Annotated in this window: 1 protein-coding gene; it reads right to left on the minus strand. The window is 66.5% G+C overall.

Going from position 1 to position 1,518, the window contains the following annotated elements:
• Nucleotides 1-26 precede the first annotated feature (26 nt).
• On the minus strand, nucleotides 27-1,518 hold a 1,492-nt coding region (gene purH, locus EOC06_RS37085), incomplete at its 5' end, for a bifunctional phosphoribosylaminoimidazolecarboxamide formyltransferase/IMP cyclohydrolase (protein ID WP_128310102.1).

Below are 1,518 nucleotides of genomic sequence, written 5' to 3' on the forward strand. Positions count from 1 at the left end.
CCGCAAGGGGAGAAGGAAGAAGTGCGTCAATGCCGGAAATGCCTGATCCCCGTAAACACCATGGCGATGCCGTGCTCGTCGGCAGCGGCGATCACGTCCTTGTCGTTCATCGAACCGCCCGGCTGGATGACGGCGGTGGCGCCGGCGGCGATCGCCGACAGCAAGCCATCGGCGAAGGGGAAGAAGGCGTCGGAGGCGACGACCGAGCCCTTGGTCAGCGGTTCGGCGAGGCCGGCGGCCTCGGCGGCGTCGAGTGCCTTGCGGGCGGCGATGCGTGAGGAATCGACCCGGCTCATCTGGCCGGCGCCGATGCCGACGGTGGCGCCGTCCCTGACATAGACGATGGCGTTGGATTTGACGTGCTTGGCGATGCGGAAGGCGAATTTCAGGTCGGCCATTTCGGCTGGCGTCGGCGCCCGCGTGGTCACCACTTTCAATTCGAGGTCGTCGACGACGGCGTTGTCCCGGCCCTGGACGAGCAGGCCACCGGCGACGGATTTGACCGTCGTGCCCGGCGTGCGCGGGTCCGGCAACCCACCGGTGACCAGCAGGCGCAAGTTCTTCTTCGCCGCCACGATGGCCGCTGCCTCATCGGTGGCGCCGGGCGCGATGATCACCTCAGTGAAGGTTTTTACGATCTCTTCCGCCGCCTCGGCGTCGAGGGTGCGGTTGACGGCGATGATGCCGCCGAAGGCCGAGACCGGGTCGCAGGCCAGCGCCTTGGCGTAGGCGGCTTTCAGCGAGTCGCCTTCGGCAACGCCGCACGGATTGGCGTGCTTGATGATGGCGACGGCGGCGGAAAGGTCGGGGTCGAACTCGCCGACCAGTTCGAAGGCGGCGTCGGTGTCGTTGATGTTGTTGTAGGATAGCTGCTTGCCCTGCAGCTGGCGCGCCGTGGCGACGCCCGGGCGCTTGTCGCCGTTGACGTAGAAGCCGGCGCTCTGATGCGGGTTCTCGCCATAGCGCATCACCTCGACCAACCTGCCGCCAAAGGCGCGCCATGTCGGATGTTCGATCTCGAGCGCCTCGGCGAACCAGTCGGAGATCGCCGCGTCATAGCTGGCGGTGCGGGCAAAGGCCTTGGCCGCCAGCTTCTTGCGGAAATCCAGCGAAAGCGAGCCGATGTTCATCTCCAGCGCATTCAGCACCGAGGCGTAATCGCCGGGGTCGGTGACGATGGCGACATAGGCGTGGTTCTTGGCCGAGGCGCGGATCATCGCCGGCCCGCCAATGTCGATGTTTTCGACGATCGACGCGTAGTCGGCGCCGGAGCGGCGGACCTCCTCGAACGGATAGAGATTGGAGACGACGAGATCGATCGGCTCGATGCCGTATTTGCGCATTGCCGCGGAATGCTCCGGATCGTCGCGCACGCCAAGCAGCGCGCCATGCACCCCAGGATGCAAGGTCTTGACGCGGCCGTCCATGATCTCGGGGAAACCGGTGAGCTCGGAGACGTCGCGCACCGGAAGGCCCGCGTCAGCGATCGCCTTTGCCGTGCCGCCGGGCGAGACCAGC

Source organism: Mesorhizobium sp. M7A.F.Ca.MR.362.00.0.0, assembly GCF_004023175.1.
Lineage (GTDB): Bacteria > Pseudomonadota > Alphaproteobacteria > Rhizobiales > Rhizobiaceae > Mesorhizobium.